Source organism: Nonomuraea sp. NPDC050227 (genome assembly GCF_044459705.1).
Taxonomy (GTDB): domain Bacteria; phylum Actinomycetota; class Actinomycetes; order Streptosporangiales; family Streptosporangiaceae; genus Nonomuraea.
Genome location: NZ_JBITJF010000018.1, coordinates 204,096 through 227,414 on the forward strand (window position 1 = coordinate 204,096; position 23,319 = coordinate 227,414).

Genomic DNA, 23,319 nt, shown 5'->3' on the forward strand with positions numbered 1-23,319 from the left:
AGGCATGACGAAGTGGGGAGTGTGCGGCTGACCGGGGATAACAGGGCTCAGCGATATGAACGTTCATATTACGCAGCTTCCTCATGGCCGCAAGCAAAGATTGCATAACGGCCCGGGGGAAGTAGGGGCTCAGACCTTCGGCCAGAGCCGCGGGAAAATGCGAAAACCCCAGCTCAGCGTACTGAACTGGGGTTTCGTGCGGTGCGCCGCCAGGGACTCGAACCCCGGACCCGCTGATTAAGAGTCAGCTGCTCTAACCAACTGAGCTAGCGGCGCTTGCAGAGAGGAATATACCGGTGATCCGCATGTTGGTCGAATCGACCTGGGTCGAGCTCCTGCCGCTAGAATAAAGTTCGGCCTGCAGACAGGGAGCATCGATGTTCGACTCGCCCGCCGACGTGACGGCGCGGCTCGCCGCCGTGGACTACCTCTCCGACGACGCCATCTCCACCTCGGTGTTCCTCGCCGCCGCGCTGGGCAAGCCGCTGCTGGTCGAGGGGCCCGCCGGCGTGGGCAAGACGCAGCTCGCCAAGGCCGTGGCCCAGGCGACGGGCTCGGAGCTGGTCCGCCTCCAGTGCTACGAAGGTCTCGACGAGGCCCGCGCCCTGTACGAGTGGAACTACAAGAAGCAGCTGCTCCGCATCCAGGCCACCAGCGCCGACGACGACATCTTCACCGAGGAGTTCCTGCTCGAACGCCCGCTGCTGAAGGCGATCAGGTCGGCCGCCCCCACCGTGCTGCTCATCGACGAGACCGACAAGGCCGACGTCGAGGTCGAGGGCCTGCTGCTGGAGCTGCTGTCGGACTTCCAGGTCACCATCCCCGAGCTGGGCACGATCGCCGCCACTCGTAAGCCGTTCGTGCTGCTGACCTCCAACGCCACCCGCGAGCTGTCCGAGGCGCTCAAGCGGCGCTGCCTCTACCTGCACATCGAGTACCCGACGCCGGAACGGGAGCGCGACATCGTGCTCGCGCAGGTGCCGACCATCCGCGCCGACCTGGCCGAGCAGCTCGCCAGGACGGTCGCCACCATGCGGGCGCTGGAGCTGAAGAAGGCGCCGTCGGTGGCCGAGACCGTCGACTGGGCCAACACGCTGCTGGCCCTCGGCCGCGAGGAGCTGGACGAGGCGACGGTGGCCGGGACGCTGGGCGTGGTGCTCAAGCACGCCTCCGACCAGACGCGGGCGATCAAGGAGCTGGGGCTGCCGGATGCCTGAGCGCGGATCGCTGGTGGACCGGCATGTCGGTTTCGTGCACGCGCTGCGCGAGGCGGGCCTGCCGGTGTCGCTCGCCGAGGGGCTCGACGCGGCCCGCGCGCTGCGGGTGATCGACCTGAGCGAGCGGGAGTCGCTGCGCGCCGCCTACGCGGCCACGCTGGTCAAGAAGCCGGCCTACCGTCCCGGCTTCGACGTGCTGTTCGACCTGTGGTTCCCGTCGTCCACGACCGGCATGTACGCCCCCCGCCCCGCCGAGGCCCGCCTGGACCCGCGCACGGCCCCGGTGGACGAGCTGCGCGAGCGCCTGGCGGAGCTGCTCACCGGCAGCACGGACGCCGAGCTGCGGGAGTTCGCCCAGGCCATGGTCGAGCGGTTCGGCCGCCAGCAGACCACCGGTCCGGGCCGCCAGAACTGGTTCTCCTACAGCGTCCTGCGCGCTCTGTCGCCCGAGACGCTGATGGCCCGCATCCTGCAGAACGTGCTGGCCGGGCAGGAACGCGGCGGGCTGGCCGAGAAGACCGTGCGGCAGCGCGTCAACGGCAACATCCGGCGGTTCGAGGAGGCCGTGGCCACCGACGTGCGCCGGCGCATCGCCGAGGACTCGGGGATCGAGCGCATCGCCCGCTCGGCCGTGCGCCCGCCGCTCGACCAGATCGACTTCCTCCGCATCACCAGGGCCGACCTGGCCAGGCTGCGCAAGGAGGTCCATCCGCTGGCCAGGCGGCTGGCCGCACGGCTGACGATCAAGCACAGGAAGGGGCGCAGGGGGCGGCTGGACTTCCGGCGCACCGTACGGGCCTCGCTGCAGAGCGGCGGCGTGCCGCTGACCACGCACTTCAAACCGCCCCGGCCGCACAAGCCCGAGCTGGTCATCCTCTGCGACACCAGCGACTCGGTCTCGTCGTTCGCCCACTTCACGCTGCTGCTGACGTACGCGCTGCGGGAGCAGTTCACGAAGGTGCGGGCGTTCGGGTTCGTGGACCGGGTGGACGAGATCACCCGCTTCTTCGTGCCCGGCGCGGACGTCGTGGAGGCCATGACGCGGCTCGCCGACGAGGCCGACATGTCGCGCTTCGGACGCACGAACTACGGCCACGCCCTGGAGGGCTTCGCCGAGCGCCACTCCGACGCCATCGGCCCGAGAACCTCGCTGCTGATCCTCGGCGACGCCCGCTCCAACTACCAGCCGCCGGCCCTCGACGTGCTCAGGCGCCTGACGTCCGGGGCCCGCCACGCCTACTGGCTCAACCCCGAGCCCAGGCAGCAGTGGGACACCGGCGACTCGGTCGCGAGCGAGTACGGCACCGTGGTCGAGATGCACGAGTGCCGCAACGTCGCCCAGCTCACCGCGTTCATCGAGACGCTGGCCTGACGGCGGTCAGACCTTCTGCAGCTCCCTGGCCGCGGTGCGGGCCAGCAGCTCGACCTGCTCGTCGGTGAACACCACGCCGTCGACCGCCTTGATGCGCCTGGCCACCAGGCGCGGCTTGAGCAGCGTGAGCCCCTCGCCGACCACGACGCCGCCGCGCGGCAGCAGCCCGCAGTGGACGGCCAGCATGGGCGAGATCGTGACCTCGATCCCGGTCTCGCGGGTCAGCAGCTCGGCGAAGGCCTCGGCGGTGTCCACCAGCGGTTTGGCCCATTTGGTGCCGTACTTCTCGCTGAAGAACAGCCTGCCGTTGTAGCAGCCGATCTCGGTGTCGGGGCTCCAGGACTCGTTGTCGATGACCCAGATGCCGGTCGGGCCGATCACGAGGTGGTCGATGGAGGCCTGGTCGCGGATCGCGCGGCCGTCGAGCACCTGGTAGCCGCGCCGGGCGAGCTGCCTGCGCAGCAGCCGGCCGGTGATCAGCTCGCCGCGCCGGGCGCCGCGCCAGACGGCCGTCGCGCGGAAGGAGCGCCAGTCGATGTACCAGTCGACGGCGGCCACGAGACCGGCGGTGACGGCCCCCCAGAACAGCATGTACTCCGAGCCGAACCGCAGCGCGAGCAGGATGCCGCCCACCGCGCCCACGCCCGCCTTGACGTACCGGGACCGGCGCCGGTTGGGCGCGTCCTCACGCCAGAACTTCTCGTACCACCACTGCGGGGATGAGCCTGTGTACTTTTCGTCCTGCTGCACGTAGATAGAGCCACCGGGCACGGCAAACTCCCCGAATGAGTAGAAACCCTCAGGATCTGCCACTCCGAAGATCCCTCGCCGGTCTAAGGCATACCCAAGCACGAACCAAGGTGAGCCTAAGGTGACGCAAATAAAACCTGCAAGACCGTCAACCGACCAGTCGGTATGCTTGGCGGGTGACAAGGGGGACGATGTGAAGGAAGAACCCGTCCGGCAGCGGTTGCTCGCCGAGGCGACCAGGCTGTTCGCGGCCCGTGGATTCGAGGGGACCTCGGTCCAGGAGATCGTCCAGGCGGCCGGCGTCACCAAGGGCGCCATGTACCACTATTTTGACTCAAAAGACGATCTGCTGCACGAGATCTACGCCCGTCTGCTCCGCATGCAGATGGACCGGCTGACGCGCATCGCCGACGGCTCCGGCACGATCCGCGAGCGGCTGCACCGGGCCGCGGCCGACGTCGTGGAGACGACGACCGCCAACCTCGACGACTCCAAGATCTTCTTCAGGTCGATGCACCTGCTCGCGACCGAGAAGCAGAAGACCGTGCGCGCCGAGCGCCGCCGCTACCACGAGCGTTTCCGCGACCTGGTGGCCGAGGGGCAGCGCACGGGCGTCCTCAGCGACCGGGTGCCCGCCGAACTGGTCGTGGACTACTTCTTCGGCTCGGTGCACCACCTGGGCACCTGGTTCCACGCGGACGGGCCGCTGACCGGCGCCCAGGTGGGCAAGCACTTCGCCGACCTACTGCTGAACTCCCTCGGGGCCGGGGACGCCGGCGAGTGAGGCCAGCGCCTCCCGATGGTCGCCGGGCGTGCCGAGCGCGATCTCGGTGGCCTTGGCGCGCTTGAGATACAGATGCACGGGATGCTCCCAGGTCATCCCGATCCCGCCGTGGAGCTGCACCGCCTCCTCGGCGGCGTGCACCGCCACCCCGGCGTTCCACGACTGCGCCACCGCGACCGCGATGTCCCCGGGATCGGCGGCCGCGCCGCGGGCGGCGGCCCTGGCCCTGACCACGTCCAGCCAGAGGTCGGCCAGCCGGTGCTTGATCGCCTGGAACGAGCCGACCGGCCGGGCGAACTGGTGGCGCTCCTTGACGTAGGCGAGCGTCGTGTCCAGGCACCACTCGGCCACGCCGACCTGCTCGGAGGCCAGCAGCCCGGCCCCGAACCTCAGCACGCCGGCCAGGTCGCACTCCCCCACGTCGCGGGCCGGCGCCCCGGACAGGGTGACGGTGGCGACCGGCCTGGTCAGGTCGAGCGAGGGCACGACCTCGACGGTGGCGCCCTCGACCTCGTACAGCCTGCCCTCGAAGGGGACGAGGAGCACGTCGGCCACGTCCGCGCCGGCCACCCCGGTGACGGCGCCGGACAGCCGCCCGCTCTCCAGCCGCAGCGACGACCCGCGCCCCGGCCGGTACGGCGAGGCCGCGAACGACACGACCAGCGCCGCCGTCCTGCGTCCTTCGGCCAGCTCGCCGAGCAGGGCGTCACCGGTGGGCAGCAGCGCCTTGGTGGCCAGCACCGCGCTGGTCAGGAACGGCACCGGCGCCACGGCCCGGCCCAGCTCCTCCAGCACGACGGCCACCTCGCTGGCCGACGCGCCCGCGCCGCCCAGCTCCTCGGGCACGAGGAGCCCGGCGACGCCGATCTCGCCCGCCAGCGTCTTCCACAGGTCCAGGTCGTAGGGCTGCGACTCGACGCGCCCGAGCACCGCGGCGGGCGGGCAGCGGTCGGCGAGCAGGCCGCGCACGGCCGCCCGCAGCTCCTCCTCGACCTCGGAGTAGAGCAGAGTCATCGCGGCAGGTCCTTCCAGGGCACGTCCTTGTCGACGCGGGGCTCGGAGGGCAGGCCGAGCACCCGTTCGGAGATGATGTTGCGCAGGATCTCGGACGTGCCGCCCTCGATCGAGTTGCCCTTGGCCCGCAGGTAGCGGTAGCCGGGGCCGCGGCCGTAGAAGTCGACGTCCTCCGAGCGGCGGAACGTCCAGTCGTCGTAGCCCAGGTCGCGGCGGAGCTCGACGTCGAAGCCGGACAGCGCCTGGTTGAGCTTGGCGAACGACAACTTCATGCCCGAACCCTCGGGGCCGGGCTGGCCGGCGGCGAGCTGCTCGCGCAGCCGGGCCCCGGACAGGCGGGTGACCTCGGCCTCCACCCACAGCGCCAGCAGCCGCTGATGCAGGTCGTGGGTGCGCAGCTCGGGGTGCGCGCGCCAGGCCTCCAGCACCGCGCCGACCATGCCGCCGCCGCGCCGGACGGGCGCGCCGCCGATCGCGACGCGCTCGTTCATCAGCGTGGTCTGCGCGACCCGCCAGCCGTCGCCGACCTCGCCCAGCCGCAGGTCGTCGGAGAGCCGCACGCCGGTCAGGAACACCTCGTTGAACTCGGCCTCGCCGGTGATCTGCCGCAGCGGCCGCACCTCGACGCCGGGGGCGTGCATGTCGCAGACGAAGTACGTCATGCCGCGGTGCTTGGGCACGTCCGGGTCGGTGCGGGTGACCAGGATGGCCCAGCGGGAGTGGTGGGCGCCCGACGTCCAGACCTTCTGGCCGTCGATCACCCACTCGTCGCCGTCCCGGACCGCGCGGGTGGCGAGCGTGGCCAGGTCGGAGCCGGCGCCGGGCTCGCTGAAGAGCTGGCACCAGATCTCCTCGCCGGTCCACAGCGGGCGCAGGAAGCGCCGTCTCTGCTCCGGCGTGCCGAACGCCAGGATCGTCGGCGCGGCCATGCCGAGGCCGATGCCCTGGACGCCGCTGTTGATCTGCGGCGTGCCGGCCAGCTCGTGCTCGACCACCTGCTGCAGCTCCCTGGCCGCGCCGAGGCCGCCGAGCCCTTCGGGGAACCAGACCCAGGCCAGCCCGGCGTCGAACCTGGCCCGCAGGAACTCCAGCCGGTCCCCCTCGGGGTCGTGCTCGCCCAGGAACGCGCGCACGCGCTCCTTGATCTGCGCTTCGTTCACATGAACCTCTTCAGCTCGCGATAGGCCAGGGACCGCTTGTGCACCTCGTCGGGACCGTCGGCCAGGCGCAGGGACCGGGCGCCCGCCCAGAGCGCGGCCAGCGGGAAGTCCTGGGAGACGCCGCCCGCGCCGTGCACCTGGATGGCCTTGTCCAGGATCCATTCGACGGTGATCGGGGTGGAGATCTTGATGGCCTGGATCTCGGTGTGGGCGCCCTGGTTGCCCACGGTGTCCATGAGCCAGGCGGTCTTGAGCACGAGCAGGCGCAACTGCTCGATCCTGATGCGGGACTCGGCGATCCAGTCCTGGACCACGCCCTGCTGGGCGACCGGCTTGCCGAACGCCGTCCTGGCCAGGGCCCGCTCGCACATCAGCTCGACCGCGCGCTCGGCCATGCCGATCAGGCGCATGCAGTGGTGGATGCGGCCGGGGCCGAGCCTGGCCTGCGCGATGGCGAAGCCGCCGCCCTCCTCGCCGATCAGGTTCTCGGCCGGTACGCGCACGTCCTCGAAGATCACCTCGGCGTGGCCGCCGTGGTCGGCGTCGGTGTAGCCGAAGACGTGCATGCCGCGCTTGACGTGCAGCCCCGGGGTGTCGCGCGGCACCAGGACCATGCTCTGCTGCCGGTGCTTGGGCGCGTCGGGGTTCGTCTTGCCCATGACGACGAAGATCTTGCAGTTGGGGTTCATCGCGCCGGAGATGAACCACTTGCGGCCGTTGATGACGTACTCGCCGCCGTCGCGGACGATCGATGTGGCGATGTTGGTGGCGTCGGAGGAGGCGACGTCGGGCTCGGTCATCGCGAAGGCCGACCGGATCTCGCCGTCGAGCAGCGGGCGCAGCCACTCCTCGCGCTGCCACTGGCTGCCGAACATCGACAACACTTCCATGTTGCCGGTGTCGGGGGCGGCGCAGTTGGTGGCGGTGGGGGCGATGCTGGGGCTGCGGCCCATGATCTCGGCCAGCGGGGCGTACTGGAGGTTCGTCAGGCCGGCGCCGTGCGCGCCCGGCAGGAACAGGTTCCACAGGCCGCGCTTCCTCGCCTCGTCCTTGAGGTCGTCGAGCAGCGGTGGCGGGCTCCAGCCGGCGGCCGCGGCCTGCTCCTCGAAGGCGGGCTCGGCCGGATAGACGCATTCGTCCATGAAGCGGAGCAGGCGCTCGCGCAGGTCCTCGGTGACGGTGTCGAAGGCGAAGTCCATGCCGGTGAGCCTACCGACCGGCCGGTATGGATGTCGACAGGTGGTTCCCCGTAAAAAGGGCCAGGTGGCCGTCAACCTGCGACGGGAGCGCCGCCTATCGTGGCGGCATGACCGCCAAGCTGCCCGCGCCCGTGGTGCTGGAGAACGACGTCGTGCGCCTCGAACCGCTCACCCTGGACCACGTCCCCGACCTGTTCGCCGCCGGCGGCGGGGACGACGAGCTGTGGCGCTGGCTACCGATCGCCACCCCGCGCACCGAGGACGATCTGGCCAGGGCGGCCCGCGAGCTCATCGGCGACGACCGGCACGTGCCGTTCACGGTGATCCCCAAGGAGACCGGACGGCCGGGCGGCTGGACCACCTACATCGACGTGCCCGGCTTCGACGACAGCGTCGAGATCGGCTGGACCTGGTACGGCCGCGCCCACTGGCGCACCGCGGTGAACACCAACTGCAAGCTGCTGCTGCTCGACCACGCCTTCGGCCTCGGATACAACCGGGTCCTGCTCAAGACCGACGTGCTGAACCTGCGCTCCCAGGCCGCCATCCGCCGCATCGGCGGCGTGCACGAGGGAACCCTGCGCCGCCACCGCAGAAGGCCCGACGGCACCTGGCGCGACACGGTCTATTTCGGCATCCTCGAAGAGGAATGGCCGGAGCACCGGGCTCGACTGAACCGCTGAACGGAAGGCGGCATCTAATCCCGCATGACTGATCGGCTGGGAGGCTACTGGCTCGGCGCCCGGCTCGACGGCGGCGGGCGGACCACCGTCCGCGAGGCCTACGACGAGTCGGGCGGTCGCCATGCCCTCCACCTGCCCGGACCGGGCGCGTACGCGACGGTCCCGCAGGTGCGCTCGGTGCACGCGGCGCGGCTGGTCGAGGCGTGCCCGCAGGGCGATCCGCCGTACCTGGTCAGCGAGTACATCGAGGGGCCGACGCTGCGCCAGGTCGTCGAGCGGCACGGCCCCTTCGCCGGTGACGACCTCTACCGCCTGGCCGCCGCCACGGCCACCGCGCTGGCCGCGGTGCACGAGGCGGGGGCGGTGCACGGGTCGCTCACGCCCGACAAGATCATCTTGGGCGCCGAGGGGCCGCGCCTGGTCGGGCTGGGGCTGGCCGACGCCGAGGCCGGCCCGGCGGACGACGTGCGGGCGTGGGGGCGCGTCCTGCTGTTCGCCGCGTACGGGCTCACCGAGCGATTAGGCAACGGGGAGCGCCTCGACCGGCTGTTACGCGGCCTGGTCGCCGCCGCGCTCCACGACGACCCCGAGCGGCGCCCGGACGCCCGCCACCTGCTCATGTCCCTGCTCGACGCCCCGCAGTCCCAGCTCGGCCGCCTGCTGCCGCCGGAGCCCATCGACGACCCGCCGCTCGGCGTCCGCGCCGAGGCCCTCTACCTCCAGCTCTGCCGGGCGGACCAGGATCTGGTGCCCGAGGTCTTCCTGCGCCTGGTCGGGCTCGACGAGTCCGGCGGCGACACCGTGGCCCCCGCCCTCCGCGACGACCTGGTCGCCGGACGCGCCCCCGACGAGGTGGCCGCGATCGACCGGGTGCTGGAGGCGTACGGGAAGGCCGGAATCCTGACGATCGGCGACCGGGGATCCCTCGCGATCACCTACACGGCGCTGCTGCGGGCCTGGCCGCGCCTGCACGAATGGCTGGACGGCGAGCGGGAGGGCCTGGCCGTGCACCGGGAGCTGGCCAGGGCGGCCCGCGCCTGGGAGGCGGGCGGGCGCCGCGAGTCCGACCTCTACCAGGGCGAACCCCTCGACCGGGCGATGGCGTGGGCGGCCGGCGGGCGGCGGCGGGTCACCTTGAGCCCCGGCGAGCAGACCTTCCTGGACGAGGGGCTCGCGCGGGCCCGCGGCGGCGCGCGCAGGCGCCGGAGGCTCGTGGTCGGGCTGCTGTCAGGCCTGTTGTCGGTCGCGCTGCTGGCGGCGCTGCTCGCGGTGTGGCAGCGCGGGGCCGCCGACGGGCGGCTGGAGCAGGCGATGGCCAAGGTCGCCGCGTCGCGGGCCGAGGCGCTGCGGGTGGCCGATCCGGTGACCGCGCGCCGGCTGAGCCTGGCGGCCTGGCGGCTGGCCCAGGTGCCGCAGGCGCGGCGGGCGCTGACGGCGGCGGCCGCCGACCCGGCCGTGGACGTCTTCACCGACCCGCAGGCCGGGCCGCGCTCGCTGTACGCGATCAGCGACGACGGCTCCCGGCTGGCCGCGCTGACCGACGACACGGTACGCGTCTACGACGTCCCCGGGCACCGGCGGCTGGCCGAGACGGCCGGTCCCGAGCAGAGCGTGCGGGCGATGGCCTGGTCCCCCGACGGGCGCACGCTGGCCTTCGTCGGCGTGGACCGGTCGTACCTGTGGGACACCGCGTCGGGGCAGGGCGTGGGGCCGCCGTTCGGGAGGGGGCTGGGGGCGCCGGGCGAGCAGTCGGCGTGGTTCAGCCCGGGCGGCGGGCTGCTGTTCGCGGCGGCCCGGCAGTCGGGCGAGCGGTGGGCCTGGGACCTGCGGGCCCGCCGGGCGGCCTTCGTCGGCGAGTACGCGGTGGCCGGTCCCGGCGATCGGGTGGCGCTGACGTTCGAGGGCCGGCGCTCGGCGATCAGGCGCGGCGGCCGCGTCACGCCCGCGCCGTGGCTGGACCGGATGCCGTGGGAGTACACGACGTTCGCGCCGGACGGCGAGCGGGTGGCCATCGCCGAGGAGACCGGCATCCAGATCTACGACCTGGACGGCGTGCCCGTGCTCGGCACCCGGCTGCGCCCCTCCCCCGGCCACCTGCGCTTCAGCCCGGACGGGCGGCTGCTGGCCGGGACGGACAACGACCGGGTGCGGGTGTGGCGCGTGCCCGACCGCGTGCTGCTGGCCGAACGCCAGGTGCCGGTGGGCGGCGCGGACCGGCCGCCGCGGGCGGTGCTGGCGGACGACGGGCGTACGGCCCGCGTGCTGGCCGCCGGCGGTACGGTGCTCACGCTGGACCTGGCCCGCTCGCCCGCGGCCGGTGACCCGGCGTCGGCGGTGTGCGCCCGCTACGGGGGCCTGTCGGCCGCCGACTGGGCCCGGCACCTGCCCGAGGTGCCCTACCGGGCGACCTGCCCCGGCTGATCGCGGCTGATCACGGCGTTACGCGAACTTTTCTCGAATTCGTGGCGTGGATCTTGAACCAACCCCCTTGCCGGGCACGTAACCGTAGTCATACGGTCACCGTGAGCTGTTGGTCGAAGAGAAGGAGAGTTCCCCCCGTATGGGCAGGCATGAGGCACCCCCCAAGGACGAGTCGCCGGAGGCCGGGTCCGGCGCGGCCGACGGCCACCGGGAGCCTCGCGGCAAACACGCGAGGGACGGCGAGGACGTGGGCGGCGAGGAGTAGGCCGCCCGAGGCCACGCACGGCCGACACGGGCGCCGGCGGTCCTATCCGCCGGCGCCCTCGTCACGCAGCATGCCGGTCAACAAGTCGCGCAGCGCGAGGGTGAGCTCCTCCACGGTGGGCACGGAGCCCGCGCCCGCGATCGCGTCGAACATCAGTCCCTCCGCGAAGGCCACGAGCTGGCGGGCGTGGCGCACCGGGTCCTTCGACCCCAGGGCGGCCAGCATGGCGGGCGCCGGGTCGCGGAAGCCGCGGCCCGCCCGGTTGTAGATCTCGCGCAGCTCGGGACGCCTGGTGGCCTCCAGGGCCAGCTCGTAGCGGGCCAGGGTGCGCCTGCGGTCGTCGAGCTGCACGCGCACCGCCTCGGCCAGCCGGGCGGGCAGGTCGTCGAGGCTGAGCGGCACCGGCTCGTAGGCGATCGCCATGGCCTTCATCTCCAGCTCGGTGAGCCGGGACAGGGTCAGCTCCAGCAGGGCGGCCCGGGTGCGGGCCAGGTTGGACGTGGACCCGGGCGGCAGCCCGGCCGCCTCGTCCACGGCGCGGTGGGTGAGGCCGCGCATGCCCCGCTCGGCCAGCAGGGTGATGGCCGTGTCGGCGACGGCGTCAGCTCGTTTCACGGACCGAATACTACAGGGGTAGTGCGAGCGGACTACAGGCGTAGTACGCTGACACTACAGACGTAGTAACCAAGGAGGCGTCATGCCCAAGGCTGTGGTGATCGGTGGCGGCATCGGAGGGCTGGCCTGCGGCGTGGCCCTGCGCCGCAAGGGGTGGGAGGTGAGCGTCCTGGAGCGGGCGGCCGCCGTCGAGCCCGTCGGGTCGGGGCTGGCGGTCGCCGCCAACGCGCTCAAGGCGCTCGACACGCTGGGGTTGGGCGACCGGGTGCGCGAGCTGTCCACGGTGGAGGGGCCGCTCGGGGTGCGGCGGGCGGACGGCCGCTGGCTGACGCGTACCACCACCGATCACGCCGACGCCCGGTACGGGGACTCGGTGGTCGTCATGCTGCGGGCGACCCTCATGGACGTGCTCGCCGACGCCCTGGAACCGGGCGTCCTGCGGCTGGGCGTCACCGTGACGGGCGTGGAGGCCGAGCGCGGGATCGTCCGCACGGACGCGGGCGAGATCGAGGCCGACCTGGTCGTGGGCGCCGACGGCATCCGCTCGGCGACCCGGCGGGCGCTCTTCCCCGGCCATCCGGGGCCGGTGTACTCGGGGGTGACGGCGTGGCGGGCGCTCGTCCCGCGGAACGGGCTGGAGATCCCCCGGTCGGAGAGCTGGGGCAGGGGGCTGGTGTTCGGCGTCCATCAGCTCACCGACGACCTGGTCTACCTGTACGCCACCGACCTGTCACCCGCCGGCGCGGCCCACGGGGACGAGCGGGAGGAGCTGCTGCGCAGGTTCGGCGGCTGGCACGAGCCGATCCCGGCGCTGCTGCGGGCCGCCGACCCGGCCCGGATCATCCGCAACGACGTCCACTACCTGAAGACGCCGCTGCCCGCCCTGCACCGGGGCAAGGTGGCGCTGGTGGGCGACGCGGCCCATCCGATGACCCCGAACCTGGGCCAGGGCGCCTGCCAGGCGCTGGAGGACGCCGTGGTGCTCGCGCACGTGGCCGACGGCGACCTGGCCGCCTACACCGCCGCGCGGCTGGCGCGCACGTCGGGGGTCGTGCGGCAGTCGATGACGATCTGCCGGGTCACCAAGCTGCGCAACCCGCTCGCGGTACGGCTGCGCGACCTCGCGGTGACCGTGGCGGGCCGGCTCAGCCCGGAGCTGATGCTGCGTTCGATGGACGACGTGCTGGCCTGGCGTCCGCCGGTGGAGGCGGTCACTGACCGGACGCGGGCCGCCGACCGGTGACCGCGCCCTCGGAGGAGGCTTCGGACGCCGTCTTGGACGCCGTAGTGGACGCAGCCTCGGCGGCCACGGTCGCCGAGGTGAGCACCGGGGGCACGGGAGCGGGGGCCGGGGCCGGCTTGGAGTGGTCGGGGGTGAGGCGGCCGAGGGTGATCGTGCCGCCGATGGTCAGCGCCCCGGCCAGCAGGGCGGGGATGGCCGTGGACGGGCTGGCAGGCAGCGGTTCGCCGAGCAGGATCGCCCCCGCCAGCACCGACGTGATCGGGTCGATGACCTGGACGCCGGCGTAGGCGATGCCGAAGTAGCCGACCGCGTACGAGCGCTGGAGCAGCACCACCGCGCAGACCAGCAGCACCGGCACGGCCAGCGTGAACCAGTGGATCAGCCGCCCCCAGTCGCCCTCCAGCCCGCCGCCGACCACCCGGACGAACGTCGAGACGCTCGCCGTCACCACGCCGGCGCCCACCGAGAGCAGCAGCGCCCGCGCGGGCCCGTGGAACCGCCGCGCGAGCACCTGCGAGACCAGCGCGATCGCCGCGATGACGCCCAGGAAGGCGAGCGCGGCGCCGCTGCTCAGCCGGGGCGTGACGTTGTGCTGCGGCACCAGCAGCATGAGCCAGAGCAGGCCCACGGCCACGGCGATCGAGCCGAGGATCTCCGCCCGGTACGGCCTGCGCCCGTACATGAAGGCGGCCAGCGGCACCGCGAACACCAGGGTGGCCACGCTGATCGGCTGCACGGCCACCAGCGGCGCGAAGCTGAGCGCCACGGCGTGCAGGCACGCCCCGGTGAAGCCGATGACGCCGCCGATCCACCAGCGGGGGCGCCGGACCAGCTTGAGCGAGGCGCCCGCGGCCACGGCCTCGTACTGTTGGAGGGCGGCGCCGAGCGCGTATCCCAGCGCTCCGGCCAGCGCGATGAGCAGCCCGATCCAGGTCATCGGCGCCCACGCAGGGGCAGGGGTCCGTGCAGGAGCATTGCTCCAGCTTAAGAGCCGAGCGGAGCACTACCATCATTCTTTAGGCTGATAATTCGCCCAATTGGGGCCGCCACCTGCACGAACTTGTGGCTGATCCTTGAGCCCCCGCAGGGGCGTCGCGGAGCTTACGATTGCTCGGGAACCACGCAGAACAGGTGGCCCTCCGGGTCCTGCAGCACGATCCAGCGCGTGCCCTCCTCGGTGACGCCCGGCTGGAACTCCGGCTTGACCGCCCCGAGCGCGGTGTACTCCTCGACCGCCTTGTCCAGGTCGGGCACGCGGAAGTCGAGATGGAACTTCTTGTCGGCGCTGGGCCACTCGCCCGGCTTGTAACCGGGGACGCGGCCGAAGTAGATGTTCGTGGAGCCGTCGCCGATCGCCGCGTACTCCTCCTCCGAGTACTGGATCTCGAAGCCGGTCACCTCGTGGTAGAAGGCGGCCAGCTTCCGGGGGTCGTCGCAGTCGATGGTGAAGGCGATGAGCTTGGCTTTCGTCGTCATGCGTCCATGCTCGCAGGCGTACCTGTCATCTTCTGTCAGGTACGCCCGGCATGTTCAGCCGCGGCGCGTGGCGGCGGTCACCCGCTTGAGGATCCGGTCCCATTCCGTGCCGAACGGGTTGTCCTGCACCAGGTACGTCCAGGTGGCCGACGGGCGCTTGAGGTCGGGCTCGGGGGCCTCGAACGACTCCAGCGAGCGGCGTTCGACCTCGGCCTGCAGCGCCTTGTACTCGGCCACGGCCTCCCGCTGGAACTCGTCGACCGGGCTCATCCGGCCCAGCGCGCGCAGGTGGATGCCCTCGCGCAGGTCGTTGAGGAAGGCCAGGTGCTCGGTCCAGCAGGTGTCGATGGCGTGCAGGACGATCTGGCGGGCCGTCTCGTCCCTGGTGTCCTCGGGCAGCTCGGCCCAGCGCTCGGGGTCGGCCTCGGCCAGCGCCTCGGCGGCGGCGTCGCCGTGGAGGACCTTGTCGCGCCATTCGAGGATCAGCTCACGCTGGTGTTCGAGCAGGCGGGTGTAGCGCCAGGTGTTGCGGTGGATCTCCAGGTTGACGCCCTCGGCCACCCGCTGGGCGTGGCCCACGATGTACGCCCCGCGCCGGTGGCGCACCAGGCCGTCGGGGTCGGCGGCGGGCGGCCGCTCATCGGGGACGAACTGGGTGATCAGGTCGTCGGTCATGCTGACGAAGAAGACCGAGCCGCCCGGGTCGCCCTGGCGGCCGGCCCGGCCGCGGAGCTGGTCGTCGAGGCGGCTGCTGGCGTGGCGGCCGGAGCCGATGACGTAGAGGCCGCCGAGCTCGGCCACGCCCTCGCCGAGCCGGATGTCGGTGCCGCGACCGGCCATCTGGGTGGAGACGGTGATCGCGCCGCGCTCGCCCGCCCTGGAGATGATCGCGGCCTCTTCGGCGTCGTTCTTGGCGTTGAGGACGACCGGTTCCATGCCGCGGCGCTGCAGGAGCTTGGCGAGGTTCTCCGACTCGGCCACGTCGAGGGTGCCGATGAGGATCGGCCGGCCCGTCGCGTGCACCTCCTGGATCTCCTCGACCAGCGCGGCGTCCTTGTCGGGGACGGTCGGGTAGATGCGGTCGGGCTCGTCCTGCCGCACGCACGGCCGGTTGGACGGGATGACCGCGACCTTGAGGCCGTAGAACTCGCCGAGCTGCTCGTTGACCGCGACGGCGGTGCCCGTCATGCCGCAGATCTGCGGGTAGCGGCGGATCAGCCCCTGAACGGTGATCGAGTCGAGGATCTCGCCCTTCTCGCTCGGCGGCAGCGCCTCCTTGGCCTCCACGGCCGCCTGGAGGCCGTCGGGCCAGCGCTGCAGCAGCGCGACCCGGCCGCGCGAGGGGTTGATCAGCTGCACCCTGCCGTCGCGCACGATGTAGTCGACGTCGCGGGCGAGCAGCGCGTGGGCGTGCAGGGCGAGGTTGAGCTCGATGAGGGTGCCGGGCTCGTGCTCGTCGTAGAGCTCGACGCCGAGGATGTTCTCGACGCTGTCGGCGCCCTTGGGGGTGAGGTAGACGTTGCGCGCCTGCTCGTCGATCTCGTAGTGGTAGCCGCGGACGAGCGTGCGCACCAGCGCCGCCATCTCCGGCACCGCGCTGCCGGGGTCGGCCGCGCCGGCCATCACCAGCGGCACCCTGGCCTCGTCGACCAGCACGGAGTCGGCCTCGTCGATCAGCGCCACCTCGGGCGCGGGCACGATGATCTCGGCCGGGTCGGTGCGCAGCCGGTCGCGCAGCACGTCGAAGCCGATCTCGCTGACCGGCCCGTACGTGACGTCCTTGGCGTAGGCGGCGCGGCGCTCCTCCGGGGTGGAGTTCTGGTCGATCCAGCCCACGCTGACGCCGAGCGCCTCGTAGAGCGGGCCCATCCACTCGGCGTCGCGCCTGGCCAGGTAGTCGTTGACGGACATCACATGGACGCGCTTGCCCTGCAACGCGTAACCGGCGGCGGCCATGGCGCCCGACAGGGTCTTGCCCTCGCCGGTCGCCATCTCGGCCACCTTGCCGTCGAGCAGGGCGAGCGTGCCCAGCAACTGCACGTCGTACGGCCGCAGCCCGAGGGTGCGGTCGGCGGCCTCGCGCACGACGGCGCAGAACTCGGCCAGATCGTCCATGGCCGGCGTCGGCAGCTCGTCGAGCTTCCCGACGCGGCCGGCGCGCTCTTCGGCCGCCTTGACGATCTTCAGATAGGGGCTCAGGTTCACGCCGCCTGGACGATCCAGGAGGTTTCTGAATATTCCCTTTATCGAGGCCACAGTTCCTCCAACGCACGTTTCGCCGGCGCCGTTCCGTTATGCCGAAATGAGAGAACGGAGCGACGATACGGCAAGCGTCGCCGTACCGGACCTTAACTCATCACGGGCCCTGGACCTCACATCTCCGTTTCCGCTTTCAGCGCGAGAACGGCGACCGCGGCGAGCAGGAGCGCGCACCCGCCCCAGGCGAGCGGGGTCAGCCGCTCGCCGAACAGCAGGACGCCGATCAGCGCCGCCCCGGCCGCCTCGCCCAGCGAGATGATCGAGACCGTGGTGGCCGGCAACGCGGTGAGCGCCCGGAAGAACAGGCCGTAGGCCAGGGCGGTGGGCACCGCGCCCAGGTAGACCAGCAGCGCCACCGACGACACGCTCAGCTCGGGCAGCACGCCCGCCGGCAGGGCGAAGGGCGCCAGGCAGGCCGCCCCGACCGCGAACCCGCCGACCGCGGTGGCCTGCGGGTCGGCCGCCCTGTGGTGCCGGGAGAAGAGCGTCACGCCGGCGTACCCGGCGGCCGACAGCAGGGCGTACCCGATGCCGGACAGAGAGCGGGTCTGGACGACGGACTCCCAGGTGAGCAGGACGAGCCCGACCGGCGCGGCGGCCAGCGAGGCGCGGGCGACCGGGCCGAGCGGCTCGCGCAGCAGCAGCCGTCCGCCGAGGGCGGCGAAGATCGGCGTGGCGCCCATGGTCACGACCGTCGCGACCGCGACGCCGGACCCGGCGATGGCCGCGAAGTACGCGGTCTGGTAGACGGCCATGCCGGCCCCGACCGGCAGGACGTGCCAGGTGAGCCGGCGCGGACGCGCCGCGCGGCGGGTGAGCGCGAGCAGGAAGGCGGCGCCGAGCAGGTAGCGCCAGAGCGAGACGCCGACGGGGCCGAGGTGGCCCGACTCGAACAGCAGCGCGCCGGCGGCGCCGCCGGTGCCCCAGGCCGTGGCGGCCACGGAGACGTAGACGGCGCCACGGCGGGCGGAGACAGAGGTCATGACAGGAGTTCTCCGGATGGAGTGGTTGGAATGGGCCCGTATGCGGGCAGCAACCACCCCCGGATCGGTCAGACCCGGAGAATCCTGAAACGCCGCCGCCCGCTAGAGGGCCGGCGGCGGGGAGCAGACGAGGAATCGACGCGGCATGGGCGTCACCCTAGCCGTCCGTCCGCCGCGAAGGCACCCGGGTTTCACGGCTTGCGGGCCACGCCGCCCAGCAGCAGCTCTTCCCAGGGGGCCAGCGGGCCGGGCAGCCGCTCGTCGGGGTGCCATTCGGGGAAGTGCACCACCCCGGGCTCGACCAGCACGAGCCCGTCGAAGTACGCCTCGATCGCCGCGCGCTCGCGGAAGTGGCCGGTGCCCATGGTGGCCTGGAGCAGCGCCTCCAGGGCCTTGGCCTTGGGGTTGCCGGAGGCGAGCATGTTGGAGACGGCCAGGTGGCTGCCGGGGGCGAGTTCTGCGACGTACCGCCGGACCAGGCCGTGGGGGTCGTCGGCGTCGGGGAACAGGTGCAGCAGCCCGATGGCCAGCAGGGCCGTGGGCTGGTCGAGGTCGATCAGGCGGCCCAGCTCGGGGTGGCCGAGCACGGCGTCGACGTCGCGGGCGTCGGCGGTGATCGCGGTGGCGCCGGGGTTGCCGCTCAGGATGGCGCGGGCGTGCGGCTCGACCATGGGGTCGATGTCCACGTAGACGACCCTGGTACGAGGGTCGGCGAACTGGGCGACCTCGTGCGTGTTCTCGATGGTCGGCAGCCCGGCGCCGAGGTCGATGATCTGCCTGATGCCCGCCTCGCGGACGAGGAAGTCGACGATCCGGCCGATGAAGGCCCGGTTGCACCAGACGAGGTCGACCACCTCGGGCACGGCGTCCTTGAGCCGGCGCGCCACCGAGCGGTCGACGGAGAAGTTCTCCACGCCGCCGAGCAGGCAGTCGTGCACGCGGGCCACGCTGGGACGCGTGACGTCGACGCCCGGAGGGGCCCACTCCTGCGCCTCGCCGACGGTCATCCGGCCCCCTTTCCAGTCCGTGACGCGGATCGTAGCCGCCGCCACCGACGCTTTGTTGGGGGTTTACCGGAGTCTGTCCGGGTAGCGGAGGTCTTGCCCGAGAAAAGACGGAAGAAGAGAGGAAGAGAGCCCGATGGAGCTCTGGAACTATCGTCCTGACGTCTATGACCGCGGTCAGAGTCTGGATCTCGTGGGGTACCACGTCCAGGCGACCGACGGGAAGATCGGGTCCGTCGACGAGGCGACGTACGAGGTCGGCGAGAGCTACATCATCGTCGACACCGGTCCCTGGATCTTCGGCAAGAAGGTCATGCTGCCGGCGCAGGTCGTCACGCGCATCGACCCTCAGGAGCGCAACGTGCACGTCGCGCGCACCAAGGCCGAGATCAAGGACGCGCCCGAGTTCGACGAGGGCAGGTACAAGGAGCCCGAGTACCGCACGCGGCTGGGTGACTACTACGGCCGCTACGGCGGGTGACCCTCGCAGTCTGCCCTAGAGGGAGGGCCGCGTCCGATCGGGGCGCGGCCCTCCGCCCGTTCCTGGCCACCCTCCTCAGGGCTGCCGGGTCAGGGCTGGCGGGTCAGGGCCACCGGCTCTCGCCGCTGGCCACCACCGGCTCGCTCAGCACGCCCAGCCGCTCCAGCAGCGTCACGAACGTCGTCGCGTACGGCGAGTCCGCCGTCACCGCCACCACCCGCGACCAGTCCACCTGCTCGCGCAGCGCCCGCACCTGGGCCAGCAGGGAGCCGTAGTCGCAGGCGTGCTCCGACAGCGGCAGCAGCCACGAGATGACCAGGTCGGTGGCCTCCAGCACGGGCACGATCACCGCCGACGCCTTCAACGGCTCGGCCCGGTCCAGCAGCTCCTCGGTGATCTCGTGGTCGGAGACCCGGAAGATCAGATCGACCAGCCGGCCCTCGTCGTACGCCTTGACCAGCCAGTCCTCCGGCGGTTTGGCGGTCTCGAAGCCCAGCCCGCGCAGGGCTTCCAGGGCGGCGGGCACGTCATGCTCGGTGAGCACGAAGTCCACGTCGTGCAAGGAGGGGGCGGCGCCTCTGGCGTAGGCCGCGCAGCCGCCGGCCAGCGCGAACTTCACCCCGGCGTCCTTCAGCCCGGAGCTGGCGCGCTTCAACGTGTCAAGGATGGCGTCAGTGACCGCATGACCATGGCTGCTCATGGTTCCGGGCTACCCTCACGATCGTCATGTAGACGTCGGGAACGGCCCAAGAGACGGCCCGGGGGACGGCGCGTAGAGGCAAGGGTTGAGGGTAGCGCCACACCCCATGACCGAGATGCTGGAGAAGACGGAACGGGCCTACGGCAACGGGCATGATCGTCCACTGGGCGGCTACCTGGGCATCCTCGCCACGTACGGCGCAGGGGTGGCCGCGGCGGCGGCGGCCGCGGTGCTCACCAAGCGGAAGCTGCCCGAGCGGGTCGGCGTCCTCGACCTCGCGCTCATGGCGGCCTGCACGCACAAGGTCTCCCGGCGCCTGGCCAAGGACCCGGTCATGAGCCCGCTGCGGGCGCCCTTCACCAGGTACGAGGGCCAGGGCGGCCCGTCGGAGGTCCAGGAGGAGCCGCGCGGGCCGATGGGCGAGCTGCTGGCCTGCCCGTTCTGCCTGGCCCAGTGGGCGGCCACCGCGTACGCCGTCGGCCTGGTCTTCGCCCCCAGGGTGACCAGGCTCGTCGGCGCCACGATGACCGCGGTGGCCATCTCCGACTGGCTGCAGCTCGGGTACGCCAAGCTGATGAAGTCGGCCGACTAGCTGTCAGCGCACTCTCGGGAGCACCTCGCGTTCGTAGAAGTCGAAGAACGCGTCCTGCTCCGTGCCGATCTGGTTGACGTAGACCTCGTCGAACCCCGCGTCCACGTACTCCTTGAGCGCCCGCGCGTGGACCTCGGGGTCGGGGCCGACCGGGCTGCCGCCCACGGCCTCGTCCTCGGTGACCGACTCGGCGAGCTGCTCGAAGTGGCGCGGCAGCGGCAGGATCTGCGACGCCTCCCCCTTGATCCCCTGCGTGGGCCACAGGCGGTGGACGGTCTTGCGCGCGGTGGCCTCGTCGGCGGCGTAGCAGGCCTTGAGCCCGCCGAGCGCCGGTTTGCCCGCGCCGCCCGCCTCGCGGAACCGCGTGACCGACTCGGCGTCCGGCGCGGTGGAGATATAGCCGTCGGCCAGCCGGCCGGCCAGCGTCGTGGACTTCTCGCCGAACCCCGACATCAGGATGGGCACCGGCTCGTCGGGGAGCGTGTAGAGCCGGGCCGTGTCCACGCGGTAGTGGGCGCCCCGGTGGGTCACCAGCCTGCCGGTGAACAACTCGCGCATCAGCCCGACGGCCTCTTCGAGCATCTCCAGGCGTTCGCTGAGCGGGGGCCAGCGCGACTCGACGACGTGCTCGTTCAGCGCCTCGCCGGTGCCCACGCCGAGCCGGAAACGTCCGCCGGTGAGCGCCCCGGTGGTGGCGGCGGCCTGCGCGACGACGACCGGGTGCGTACGGATGAGGGGGCAGGTGACGGCGGTGGTGATGGGCAGGGAGGTCGCCTCGGCCAGCGCGCCGATCACGGACCAGACGAAGGGCGCCTGGCCCTGCTCGTCCAGCCAGGGGTGGAAGTGGTCGGAGATCCACAGAGCCGCGAAACCGGCGCGTTCGGCGGCTTTGGCCTGACGTACCAGTTCTTTGGGTCCGTGTTCCTCACACGACAAGAAATAGCCGAATGTCGTCATGAATCAGCACCTGCCCGTTACGGCGGAGGAAAACATGTTACTGAGTCGCGCGTGAGGGCAGTTGCAGTCACATGGCTACTTTGCTTTGGATCATCGCCGTAATCCTCGTCATCTCCGGGATCTACGTGATTCTGGCCCGTCGCGACCTCCTCTGGGGGATCGTGCTCATCGTCCTCGGCTTCCTCGTGGGCCCGGGCGGGGTCAGCATCTTCAATGTGTAGGGCGCACGCCGCCCCGCACTCCGTCCGTGACAACCCGCTGGGCCGAACCTCGAGAACGGCCCAGCGGACCACCTAGTTTTGCCGAAACATCAGCACCACCAGCCCTCAATCCCGATTGATCGGGCATGGGGAGCGAGTGAGCAGATTTCCGCCGTTCAACCGCTACGAGATGAACGCGGCTTCGGCACGGGTCCGTGAGCAACTTGTTCACGTCCGCCGCCACCTGCGTACCCAGGCCATCCTCGACGAGGCCACGGCCCGCCTGGCCACCCGGCTCAACATCCGCCCAGGCGAGGCCGCCGAGCAACTCGCCAGGATGGCCCAGCACAGCGGTCTGGACCTGACCGAGGTCGCGAAGGGCATCGAACGGCCGTCCGAGCAGGTGCTCGAACGGCCCGAGGTGCCCGAGTGGGTACGCGGCATGCTGGCGGGCGTGCACGCCTCGGCCCTCTTCCTCACCCCCGTCCACGACGACGCGGGCCGCGTCGTGGACTTCCTCGTCCTGGCCGCGAACAAGCACGCCAGGACCCCCGCCGGGCGCACGGCCGACGACCTGGCCGGGCGCCGCCTGCTGTCGGTCAGCCCCGGCGTGGCCAGTTCGGGCCTGCTGGACGACTACATCGCCGTGTACGAGTCGGGCGAGTCCCTGCACCACATGCCGTTGGAGTTCGTCGAGGCCATGGACTACCGGCTGTGGCCGGCGACCCTGGCCGTGCGCGCCGCGCGCGTGGACGAGGGCCTGCTGGTGAGCTGGCGCATCCTCGACGACGAGGAGCTGCTGGTCTCCGGCTGGGAACGCGCCCAGCGCCTGGCCGAACTGGGCTGGGGCGAGTGGAACCTGGCGACCGAGCGCACCCTGTGGACGCCCCAGATGTACGAGATGTTCGGCCGCGCCCGCGCCGACGGCCCGATGCCCCTGGAGGAGCTGCCCGCCGTGGTGGTCGCCGAGGACCTCCCCGTCATGGACGAGCAGATCCGCACGCTGCTGGAGTTCCGCGAGGCCGTGGAGAACGAGTTCCGCATCCAGCACCGGCACGGCGTACGCCACCTGTGCGTCTACAGCGAGCCGATCCTCGACGGGGACGGCGTGCCGGTCAAGGTCCGCTGCCTGGTCCAGGACGTCACCAAGAACCGGCGCAGGGAACGCGCGCTGGCCGTGGCGCACGAGCAGGCGACCAAGGAGAAGGAACGGGCCGAGCAGGAGCACCGGATCACCGTCCAGTTGCAGAACACGATCCTGCCGATCCGCCGGGGCCTCATCCCGCTGCCGGGGCTCGCCGTCGGCGTGCGTTACCTGCCCAGCGAGGACCTGGCCCGGCTGGGCGGCGACTGGTTCAAGGCCCGGCTGATCACCGACGGCCGCGTGCTGCTGGCCATCGGCGACGCCATGGGCCACGGCCTGACCGCCGCGAGCATCATGCTGCAGATGCGCTCGGGGCTGGCCGGCCTGGCCTACACCGGCGCTCCCGCCGGTCAGCTCGCCACCTGGCTGAACGACCTCATCGTGCACTCCAACGAGGACGTCACCGTCACCGGAACCGCGATCATCGGCCACTTCGACCCCGAGCGCCGCACGTTCGCCTGGACCAACGCCGGGCACCTCGCGCCCGTCCTCATCAGGGACGGGCACGGGCAGGCCATCGACGGGGTCACCGGCACGCTGCTGGGGGCCTTCGACGCGGCCGAGTACGACATGACCGTCACCCAGCTCGAACCCGGCGACACCCTGGTCCTGTACACCGACGGCGTCGTGGAGCGGCGCGGGCAGGACCTGGACGTCGGCATGGCCGCGCTCCTGCGGGCCTCGCGCTCGTGCGTGGGGGACGATCCCGAGCAGATGATCGACTGCCTGTTGCGGCGGCTCGGCGCCGACGACTCCACCGACGACGTGTGCGTGATCGCCGCACGCGTGTTGTGACGCCT

The 23,319-nt window shown here is 71.8% G+C and carries 23 protein-coding genes and 1 tRNA gene; 11 read left to right on the forward strand and 13 right to left on the reverse strand.

The genetic code is table 11. The features are described from left to right. Positions 1–202: 202 nt before the first annotated feature. Positions 203–276: transfer RNA gene (locus tag ACIBK9_RS49035), tRNA-Lys, on the reverse strand. Between the two features lie 101 nt (positions 277–377). Between ACIBK9_RS49035 and ACIBK9_RS49040 the strand changes: the two genes are divergently transcribed. Beyond that, positions 378–1,217, forward strand: a complete 840-nt coding sequence (locus ACIBK9_RS49040) for an AAA family ATPase (RefSeq protein ID WP_397166091.1) — start codon at positions 378–380, stop codon at positions 1,215–1,217. Then, a complete protein-coding gene (locus ACIBK9_RS49045; protein WP_358288249.1) occupies positions 1,210–2,589 on the forward strand; it encodes a VWA domain-containing protein in 1,380 nt (459 codons plus the stop codon). Before ACIBK9_RS49040 ends, ACIBK9_RS49045 begins: the two co-directional genes overlap by 8 nt. A 6-nt stretch (positions 2,590–2,595) precedes the next feature. Here the strand turns inward: ACIBK9_RS49045 and ACIBK9_RS49050 are convergent, their stop codons facing one another. Then, positions 2,596–3,360, reverse strand: coding sequence for a nuclease-related domain-containing protein (locus tag ACIBK9_RS49050; RefSeq protein WP_358288252.1), 765 nt, complete (start codon positions 3,358–3,360; stop codon positions 2,596–2,598). Positions 3,361–3,532: 172 nt separating this feature from the next. Between ACIBK9_RS49050 and ACIBK9_RS49055 the strand changes: the two genes are divergently transcribed. After that, complete coding sequence (locus ACIBK9_RS49055; protein ID WP_397166093.1) at positions 3,533–4,123, forward strand: TetR/AcrR family transcriptional regulator; 591 nt, start codon at positions 3,533–3,535, stop codon at positions 4,121–4,123. Here ACIBK9_RS49055 and ACIBK9_RS49060 read toward each other — a convergent pair. Genes ACIBK9_RS49060 through ACIBK9_RS49070 form a run of 3 tightly spaced genes read right to left on the reverse strand, consistent with a single transcriptional unit; the run spans position 4,082 to position 7,496 of the window. Continuing rightward, complete coding sequence (locus ACIBK9_RS49060) at positions 4,082–5,137, reverse strand: acyl-CoA dehydrogenase family protein (RefSeq protein ID WP_397166095.1); 1,056 nt, start codon at positions 5,135–5,137, stop codon at positions 4,082–4,084. The two genes, ACIBK9_RS49055 and ACIBK9_RS49060, sit on opposite strands and share 42 nt — an antisense overlap. Continuing rightward, positions 5,134–6,297, reverse strand: a complete 1,164-nt coding sequence (locus ACIBK9_RS49065) for an acyl-CoA dehydrogenase family protein (protein WP_358288263.1) — start codon at positions 6,295–6,297, stop codon at positions 5,134–5,136. Before ACIBK9_RS49065 ends, ACIBK9_RS49060 begins: the two co-directional genes overlap by 4 nt. Then, positions 6,294–7,496, reverse strand: a complete 1,203-nt coding sequence (locus ACIBK9_RS49070; RefSeq protein ID WP_352352052.1) for an acyl-CoA dehydrogenase family protein — start codon at positions 7,494–7,496, stop codon at positions 6,294–6,296. The genes ACIBK9_RS49065 and ACIBK9_RS49070 overlap by 4 nt, the downstream gene beginning before the upstream one ends. 107 nt (positions 7,497–7,603) lie before the next feature. Between ACIBK9_RS49070 and ACIBK9_RS49075 the strand changes: the two genes are divergently transcribed. The 3 genes from ACIBK9_RS49075 to ACIBK9_RS49085 all read left to right on the forward strand — a co-directional run bounded on the left by ACIBK9_RS49075 (position 7,604) and on the right by ACIBK9_RS49085 (position 10,865). Further along, positions 7,604–8,179: a GNAT family N-acetyltransferase gene (locus tag ACIBK9_RS49075; RefSeq protein WP_387670848.1), complete on the forward strand. Its 576-nt coding sequence runs from the start codon at positions 7,604–7,606 to the stop codon at positions 8,177–8,179. A gap of 24 nt (positions 8,180–8,203) precedes the next feature. Further along, complete coding sequence (locus ACIBK9_RS49080) at positions 8,204–10,600, forward strand: hypothetical protein (RefSeq protein WP_397166098.1); 2,397 nt, start codon at positions 8,204–8,206, stop codon at positions 10,598–10,600. 139 nt (positions 10,601–10,739) lie between these two features. Next, on the forward strand, positions 10,740–10,865 hold the full coding sequence (locus tag ACIBK9_RS49085; protein WP_397166099.1) for a hypothetical protein: 126 nt from the start codon (positions 10,740–10,742) through the stop codon (positions 10,863–10,865). Positions 10,866–10,907: 42 nt separating this feature from the next. Here the strand turns inward: ACIBK9_RS49085 and ACIBK9_RS49090 are convergent, their stop codons facing one another. Then, on the reverse strand, positions 10,908–11,480 hold the full coding sequence (locus ACIBK9_RS49090) for a TetR/AcrR family transcriptional regulator (RefSeq protein ID WP_397166101.1): 573 nt from the start codon (positions 11,478–11,480) through the stop codon (positions 10,908–10,910). Positions 11,481–11,562: 82 nt separating this feature from the next. Between ACIBK9_RS49090 and ACIBK9_RS49095 the strand changes: the two genes are divergently transcribed. Then, positions 11,563–12,723: an FAD-dependent monooxygenase gene (locus tag ACIBK9_RS49095; protein WP_397166103.1), complete on the forward strand. Its 1,161-nt coding sequence runs from the start codon at positions 11,563–11,565 to the stop codon at positions 12,721–12,723. On the opposite strand, the gene ACIBK9_RS49100 is transcribed toward ACIBK9_RS49095, so the two are convergent. The 5 genes from ACIBK9_RS49100 to ACIBK9_RS49120 all read right to left on the reverse strand — a co-directional run bounded on the left by ACIBK9_RS49100 (position 12,692) and on the right by ACIBK9_RS49120 (position 18,448). Beyond that, positions 12,692–13,660, reverse strand: a complete 969-nt coding sequence (locus ACIBK9_RS49100) for a DMT family transporter (RefSeq protein WP_397166105.1) — start codon at positions 13,658–13,660, stop codon at positions 12,692–12,694. The two genes, ACIBK9_RS49095 and ACIBK9_RS49100, sit on opposite strands and share 32 nt — an antisense overlap. Before the next feature lie 164 nt (positions 13,661–13,824). Continuing rightward, on the reverse strand, positions 13,825–14,199 hold the full coding sequence (locus ACIBK9_RS49105; RefSeq protein ID WP_352319548.1) for a VOC family protein: 375 nt from the start codon (positions 14,197–14,199) through the stop codon (positions 13,825–13,827). Between the two features lie 54 nt (positions 14,200–14,253). Next, entirely contained in the window at positions 14,254–16,404 is a 2,151-nt protein-coding gene (secA2, locus tag ACIBK9_RS49110) for an accessory Sec system translocase SecA2 (protein WP_397166107.1), read from the reverse strand. A gap of 167 nt (positions 16,405–16,571) precedes the next feature. Next, the gene (locus ACIBK9_RS49115; RefSeq protein ID WP_397166109.1) at positions 16,572–17,441 is read right to left on the reverse strand and encodes a DMT family transporter; all 870 of its coding nucleotides are present in this window, start codon (positions 17,439–17,441) and stop codon (positions 16,572–16,574) included. A gap of 191 nt (positions 17,442–17,632) precedes the next feature. Next, complete coding sequence (locus ACIBK9_RS49120) at positions 17,633–18,448, reverse strand: SAM-dependent methyltransferase (protein ID WP_387670862.1); 816 nt, start codon at positions 18,446–18,448, stop codon at positions 17,633–17,635. 190 nt (positions 18,449–18,638) lie between these two features. Here ACIBK9_RS49120 and ACIBK9_RS49125 point away from each other — a divergent pair, with 190 nt between their 5' ends. Next, on the forward strand, positions 18,639–18,926 hold the full coding sequence (locus ACIBK9_RS49125) for a PRC-barrel domain containing protein (protein ID WP_352352063.1): 288 nt from the start codon (positions 18,639–18,641) through the stop codon (positions 18,924–18,926). A 103-nt stretch (positions 18,927–19,029) separates the two neighbouring features. Here ACIBK9_RS49125 and ACIBK9_RS49130 read toward each other — a convergent pair whose 3' ends face one another. Then, entirely contained in the window at positions 19,030–19,581 is a 552-nt protein-coding gene (locus ACIBK9_RS49130) for a nucleotidyltransferase (RefSeq protein WP_397166111.1), read from the reverse strand. Positions 19,582–19,732: 151 nt separating this feature from the next. Here ACIBK9_RS49130 and ACIBK9_RS49135 point away from each other — a divergent pair, with 151 nt between their 5' ends. Next, positions 19,733–20,218 (forward strand): DUF1360 domain-containing protein, encoded by a 486-nt coding sequence (locus tag ACIBK9_RS49135; RefSeq protein ID WP_397166112.1) that lies wholly within the window; start codon positions 19,733–19,735, stop codon positions 20,216–20,218. A gap of 3 nt (positions 20,219–20,221) precedes the next feature. Here ACIBK9_RS49135 and ACIBK9_RS49140 read toward each other — a convergent pair whose 3' ends face one another. Next, positions 20,222–21,175 (reverse strand): TIGR03557 family F420-dependent LLM class oxidoreductase, encoded by a 954-nt coding sequence (locus ACIBK9_RS49140; RefSeq protein WP_364330130.1) that lies wholly within the window; start codon positions 21,173–21,175, stop codon positions 20,222–20,224. 71 nt (positions 21,176–21,246) lie between these two features. On the opposite strand from ACIBK9_RS49140, the gene ACIBK9_RS49145 reads away from it, so the two are divergent. Both ACIBK9_RS49145 and ACIBK9_RS49150 read left to right on the forward strand, forming a co-directional pair. Next, complete coding sequence (locus tag ACIBK9_RS49145; RefSeq protein ID WP_165959640.1) at positions 21,247–21,396, forward strand: GPGG-motif small membrane protein; 150 nt, start codon at positions 21,247–21,249, stop codon at positions 21,394–21,396. Between the two features lie 136 nt (positions 21,397–21,532). Continuing rightward, entirely contained in the window at positions 21,533–23,314 is a 1,782-nt protein-coding gene (locus ACIBK9_RS49150) for a PP2C family protein-serine/threonine phosphatase (protein ID WP_397166115.1), read from the forward strand. The last annotated feature ends 5 nt before the right edge of the window (positions 23,315–23,319 follow it).

Bases quoted from the DNA above. Each gene is read 5' to 3' on its own strand.
- ACIBK9_RS49040 (WP_397166091.1), top strand. From the start codon at position 378: ATGTTCGACTCGCCCGCCGACGTGACGGCGCGGCTCGCCGCCGTGGAC.
- ACIBK9_RS49045 (WP_358288249.1), top strand. From the start codon at position 1,210: ATGCCTGAGCGCGGATCGCTGGTGGACCGGCATGTCGGTTTCGTGCAC.
- ACIBK9_RS49060 (WP_397166095.1), bottom strand. From the start codon at position 5,137: ATGACTCTGCTCTACTCCGAGGTCGAGGAGGAGCTGCGGGCGGCCGTG.
- ACIBK9_RS49070 (WP_352352052.1), bottom strand. From the start codon at position 7,496: ATGGACTTCGCCTTCGACACCGTCACCGAGGACCTGCGCGAGCGCCTG.
- ACIBK9_RS49075 (WP_387670848.1), top strand. From the start codon at position 7,604: ATGACCGCCAAGCTGCCCGCGCCCGTGGTGCTGGAGAACGACGTCGTG.
- ACIBK9_RS49080 (WP_397166098.1), top strand. From the start codon at position 8,204: ATGACTGATCGGCTGGGAGGCTACTGGCTCGGCGCCCGGCTCGACGGC.
- ACIBK9_RS49085 (WP_397166099.1), top strand. From the start codon at position 10,740: ATGGGCAGGCATGAGGCACCCCCCAAGGACGAGTCGCCGGAGGCCGGG.
- ACIBK9_RS49095 (WP_397166103.1), top strand. From the start codon at position 11,563: ATGCCCAAGGCTGTGGTGATCGGTGGCGGCATCGGAGGGCTGGCCTGC.
- ACIBK9_RS49100 (WP_397166105.1), bottom strand. From the start codon at position 13,660: ATGACCTGGATCGGGCTGCTCATCGCGCTGGCCGGAGCGCTGGGATAC.
- ACIBK9_RS49105 (WP_352319548.1), bottom strand. From the start codon at position 14,199: ATGACGACGAAAGCCAAGCTCATCGCCTTCACCATCGACTGCGACGAC.
- ACIBK9_RS49115 (WP_397166109.1), bottom strand. From the start codon at position 17,441: ATGACCTCTGTCTCCGCCCGCCGTGGCGCCGTCTACGTCTCCGTGGCC.
- ACIBK9_RS49120 (WP_387670862.1), bottom strand. From the start codon at position 18,448: ATGACCGTCGGCGAGGCGCAGGAGTGGGCCCCTCCGGGCGTCGACGTC.
- ACIBK9_RS49135 (WP_397166112.1), top strand. From the start codon at position 19,733: ATGACCGAGATGCTGGAGAAGACGGAACGGGCCTACGGCAACGGGCAT.
- ACIBK9_RS49140 (WP_364330130.1), bottom strand. From the start codon at position 21,175: ATGACGACATTCGGCTATTTCTTGTCGTGTGAGGAACACGGACCCAAA.
- ACIBK9_RS49145 (WP_165959640.1), top strand. From the start codon at position 21,247: ATGGCTACTTTGCTTTGGATCATCGCCGTAATCCTCGTCATCTCCGGG.